Origin of the sequence: Paraburkholderia sp. (assembly GCF_024281035.1) — a bacterium.
Taxonomy (GTDB): Bacteria; Pseudomonadota; Gammaproteobacteria; order Burkholderiales; family Burkholderiaceae; genus Paraburkholderia.
The window spans coordinates 1-5021 of record NZ_JAMXLH010000064.1 but is presented as its reverse complement, the minus strand read 5'-3'; the positions used below and the strand labels follow the sequence as shown (position 1 = coordinate 5021).

5 protein-coding genes are annotated in these 5021 nt (G+C 58.8%); 3 read left to right on the top strand and 2 right to left on the bottom strand.

What is annotated here, in order from left to right; translation table 11 throughout:
* Positions 1–618: cytochrome c3 family protein (locus Q0L30_RS21110; RefSeq protein WP_296660710.1), on the bottom strand; the 618-nt coding region annotated here is incomplete at its 3' end.
* Between the two features lie 102 nt (positions 619–720).
* Entirely contained in the window at positions 721–1080 is a 360-nt protein-coding gene (locus Q0L30_RS21105; RefSeq protein ID WP_296660706.1) for a c-type cytochrome, read from the bottom strand.
* A gap of 1151 nt (positions 1081–2231) precedes the next feature.
* Between Q0L30_RS21105 and Q0L30_RS21100 the strand changes: the two genes are divergently transcribed.
* The 3 genes from Q0L30_RS21100 to ccmD all read left to right on the top strand — a co-directional run.
* Complete coding sequence (locus tag Q0L30_RS21100) at positions 2232–2849, top strand: cytochrome b (protein WP_296660703.1); 618 nt, start codon at positions 2232–2234, stop codon at positions 2847–2849.
* A gap of 19 nt (positions 2850–2868) precedes the next feature.
* Entirely contained in the window at positions 2869–4314 is a 1446-nt protein-coding gene (locus Q0L30_RS21095; RefSeq protein ID WP_296660701.1) for a glycosyltransferase, read from the top strand.
* A 525-nt stretch (positions 4315–4839) separates the two neighbouring features.
* The coding region (ccmD, locus tag Q0L30_RS21090) for a heme exporter protein CcmD (protein WP_296660698.1) at positions 4840–5021 on the top strand (182 nt) is incomplete at its 3' end.

Sequence of the window (5021 nt, the reverse complement as noted above, 5' to 3'; positions counted from 1 at the left end):
GGAACAGGCCATCTTGCCCACGGCGATCGGGTGCGCGGAAATCTTGTTGATTTCGGCACGCTTTTCACGGTGGCACTTGAAGCAGACGGTCGGCTGCTCTTCCTTGATACGCACAGGGTCAGTCGGGCTGTGGACCACGTGGCAGCTGGTACAGGCGACGTCGTTTGTCTGGTGCTGGCTACCCGGCCAATGCATACGCAGACCTGCCTTGTGGCAGACGAGGCACGCTTCGGACTGCGCCTGCGGGCTGACCGGCGTATAGCCGGCGGGCGAGTGCTTGCTGCCGAACACGCGATCGGGCGGCAGGCGATGACCGCCTTCGGTCTTGCCGCTCAAGTGGTTCTGGCTTTCGCCGTGGCAGTCCTGGCAAGCCGGGGTCCTCGAATCGCCAATCGCGCCATGGGGCGTTTGGTAGATCGAGAGGATCGGTTTTGTTTCAGATTCGTCGTGGCATTTCGTGCAGACCGCGTCGCGCTGCTGACGCGTCAGCGCTCCAGACGGAGCATCCTCCGCATGGCTTACGGACACCAGCCCCAAGGCCAGCATCACGCCGCAAAATACCCCTTTCCACCCATTTTTTGATTTCATGTCTGCACGTCTGGCACTTGCCCGCAGCACAGCGCCTGCCTTTAGCAGAACTAAAGGCAGGACGCCGACCCGAGGGCGGGTTTCAAGAATTTTCGTGTGGAAGCTACCCGGACACGCCGGGTACTCCGACCGCTATTGAAGCGAGAGGATCCAGTCGACCAGATTCTTGATTTGTGCCATGTCCTTCGGCGGATCCGTCTGGATGATCTTGTGGTTCTCTTCGTGACCATCCGGGAACTTCGCCTTTTCACCGGACGTGACGTGGTGGATCAGCTTGGCCTCTGCATCGGGATTGCCCTTGTACTTCTGCGCGACCTTCGCCCATGCCGGACCATCCTTGTCCTTCTGAATGGCATGGCAACGGAAGCAGTTGTTCTGGCGGGCGAGTTCCTTCGCCGCTTCGACATCGACTGCCGACGCCGAAGCGGATACAAACAACATTCCTGCGGCCAGTGCGGCAGCAGCAAGTGAAACAGGGGAAATTGCTCTCATGGCTTGCTCCTTCGATTTATCCCGATCGACATTCTCGTGGGTTTCATTTTGATACGCACAGCGCTACGGACTATGGATGCGCATAGAAACTATTTTTCGCGAGTTTTCTTAAGTTTCTATAAGGATTAACTGTGGTCTAACAGATCCTTACGGCCGCCATACATCAGTAATTTCTTCTCCTTCACGAAATCCGCTGCGAATAACACTAGTACTAAAATGACCCGTCGCAATCATCTCTGTCAGTATGATCTCCGACAACTAAATGTTAAGCTAGCTTAGAATTAGTTGCGTTTGGTCAACATTGAAATGGGCGTACGCCTCGGATCATTGACGAATTGCTTACGTATATGCTATCGCCGCAGATGATTGTGATTCACCACACTCACAGCCGGTGCCAGTAAATCGATTAATGGTGTATGGCGCAACAAAATGGGCTGATTTATCGAAACGGTGAGGGCAAGGGCAAGGCGAATGAGGAAGTCGAACGGAGGGCAACTGGTTGGCCACGCAACGGCCTGCCGGCGGGCATTTGAGGCGCTTTTGCCACTGGAAAACGTGTTCGGGCCGCGCACGTATCCCGTTGGCAGGAGCGTGCATTTGGACGACGGGGATATCAATATCGATGGCGACAGGGAATGTTTTTATTGCATTGTCGACAAGTATCACGGCATGACTTATTTTCTGTTGTGCGTGCATCGAGGTGAAATCACGGTTTGGCGATATCCGAAAAACGTGACTGATCGGAATGACGAAGCCGGGAAAGTGGGCATGACAAGGAATCGAGTAAACCTTGCAACGACGAAGAAGCCCGCGCCACACGAAATCGGCCAATCGAATTGCGCCGGAATAGGTATATGGGCCACATCTTTAAACAGGGCTATCGCATTAGAAAGTGACAGATCCAATCCATGGCGAAATTCAGGGAATATCACTGCGTGCGGACTCTGTCCGGCGAATTAGAGTCGAACGTGAAAGTGAAGATGAAATCGATTCGTAAGGCAATTGCCACTGCCGGGACATTTAATACGTTGGCGCTGTGAGTCATCCCGTCCTTTTATATTTCGCGCATCCCGTTGCCCTGTCGCGGCGCGGCGGGGAATAAACCAGGCGCTTTCAGCGTTACCCCTCACGAACCCCTACGGCACGTCCAAGTGAAAACCTCTATTTCCACCGAGATCGAATTCAACGATGTTCCCCTCGCCGCGCAGAAGTACACGCGCGTTGCGGTGCTTCTGCACTGGCTGATCGCGCTGCTGATCCTGACGAACGTCGCGCTTGGCCTGACCGCAGCGCTGCTGCCCGACGGCACGCTTTCCGACAACGGGATCCGCCTGGTCATCGACACGCACAAGTCGATCGGCATCACCGTTCTGGGTCTCGCGATCGTGCGCGTGCTGTGGCGCGTGACGCATCGTCCACCGCCGCTGCCGACGCATTTTCCGGGCTGGGAGCAGACGGCGGCGCACCTTGCGCATATCGCACTCTACGTGCTCATCTTCGCGTTGCCGCTCACCGGCTGGCTGCACGACTCGGCGTGGGTCGCGGCGGCCTCCCATCCCATGTACCTCTTCGGACTCGTGCCGTGGCCGCGCATCGGCTTCATCATGAACCTCGACGCGGCCACGAAGGAGCGACTGCATTCGCAGTTCGGCGTGCTGCACACGGCATGCAGCTACGCGCTCTATGGCGTACTGGCGCTGCATGTGGCGGGGGCGCTCAAGCATCAATGGATCGATCGTCATTCGGTGTTGCGCCGGATGATGCCGTGAGTCACAGAAAGGGAATGTCTTGAATAACGCACTTGAAACAGCGCTCGCGCGCACTTCGCCGCGCATTGCGCCGCCGCCCACGCCGCTCGCCAGTATCGTGATTCACCTCGGCGTCATGGTGCTCTGGTTCATATTGTTTGCGCGCGCATTCTTTCTGCACGGTGTTGTCGCCTGGTCAACGGGGATTGCCTACGTCGTGTACGACACGGTGTTGCTGATATTTGTCGCGTGGAAGGCGTGCGTGCTGCTCAAGCCGGTGCGCTCGCCGGGCGCTGTCGGGGGCACGGCTCCACAGCCGACGCTCGGCGTGATCGTCGCCGCGCACAACGAAGCCGCCGTGCTCCCGATCACGCTCGACGCGCTGTTCGCGCAGACGCGCCCGCCGCAACAGATCGTGATCGCCGACGACGGTTCGACCGACGCAACCGCCGCGCTGCTGGTCGAACGGTACGGACTCGCCGACCCTGGCGAGGGACGGTTGAGCGCGCCTTCTGCACAGTATCCGAATCTGCGCTGGCTGAAGCTGCCGCACGGCGGCAAGGCGCGTGCGCTGAACGCGGCCTTGCTGGCTGTCGACACCGATACGCTCATGACCGTCGACGCCGATACGCTGCTCGAACCCGATGCCTGCGCCGCGATGGCCGACGCATACCGCAGCGAGCCGAAGCTCGTGGCAGCGGCGGGCCTGCTCACGCCGGTGTGTAATAAATCAGTGCGCGGCCGTTTTTTCCAATGGTTCCAGACCTACGAATACATCCGCAATTTCATTTCACGCTTTGCGTGGATGCGGGCGGACAGTCTGCTGCTCGTGTCGGGCGCGTTCGCGTGTTTTCGTCGCGATGCCGTGATGGCGGTTGGCGGATTCGACCCGCATTGTCTCGTCGAAGACTATGAACTGATTCACCGCTTGCGCCGCTATTCGGCGCGCGAGCGGCTTGGCTGGGATGTGCGCGTGATCGGCGCGGCCCGCGCGCGAACCGATGCGCCCGGTACGCTCGCAAGCTTCCTGCGGCAGCGGCGCCGGTGGTTCGCCGGCTTTTTGCAAACGCAGTACTGGTATCGGGACATGACCGGCAACCGCCGCTTTGGCAAGCTCGGTCTCATGATGCTGCCGGTCAAGGCGTTTGACACCGTGCAGCCGATTTACGGGCTCACGGCGTTCGTGTTGCTACTTGGCTTCCTCTTCGAAGGCCGCTTTACGATCGTGTTGCCGGTGCTGGCTGTGATCGCCGGGAAGATCGTCATCGATCTCGCGTTTCATCTTTTCTCGGTACATCTTTACCGGCGCTGGAGCGGCGACTGTGCCAGTTCGAGTTTCGGCATGGCGCTGCTGGCCGCGATCTTCGAGCCGTTCTCATTCCAGTTGATGCGTCACAGTGGTGCGGCGCTCGGCTGGTTCCACTTCTTGCTGGGCCGTAGCAAGTGGGGGGTGCAGGAGCGGACCGGGCTGAACGCGCCGGGTTGATCGTGCGGGGTCGATTGTGCTGGCGGGCGGTAGGGCCGCCGCCTCGTTGCGCTAATCGCGTCCGAAATATGCATGTTTATTTACGTTGCTCGCGGTGCGGCGAGCCGGCGCGATTGGTCGCGCGCGTGCGCGACATTTGTACGCGCCTCGTGCTTCAGACTCCCTTAAAACCCGCTCGTCTTTCACGCTTTTCAGCCCCATTCGACACAGCGTTAACCGTCTAAATACTGTGCATTTAACTCGTGTATCGCAAGTGCCTGACGCCGCGCGAAACAGGCCTCGGCACAAGGCTGGCAAGGGTCTGCAAGCTGGGGGCAATTCACACTTTTTGCACCTTGTTTTACAGGCATTTTGAAACGATGTGTCTAAATCGCGCACCCCTCTCCGGCACCCCTGTTGAGGTCTCGAATTTGATCATAATCATGGTAAGCTTCGGCCCGATCTCAATAAAACCGCGTGTTTAACGATGCCTGCAGGTTGCCATTACAACGGTGCGGCAGACATGCATCACATGGAAGGTCGGTGATGTCTGAATTTTTCCATCTGTGGTGGAGCGACTGGGCGTCGTTCCTTCGAATGGGGCGCTACGGCGTTCATGTGTGGGGCAGCGTGGCGGCGGTGGTCGTTGCGCTCGCAGCGGAACAACTGGCGTTGAAGCTTCGTGCGCGGCGCGCACAGCTCGGGGCGCACAACGCGGCACTGGCCGC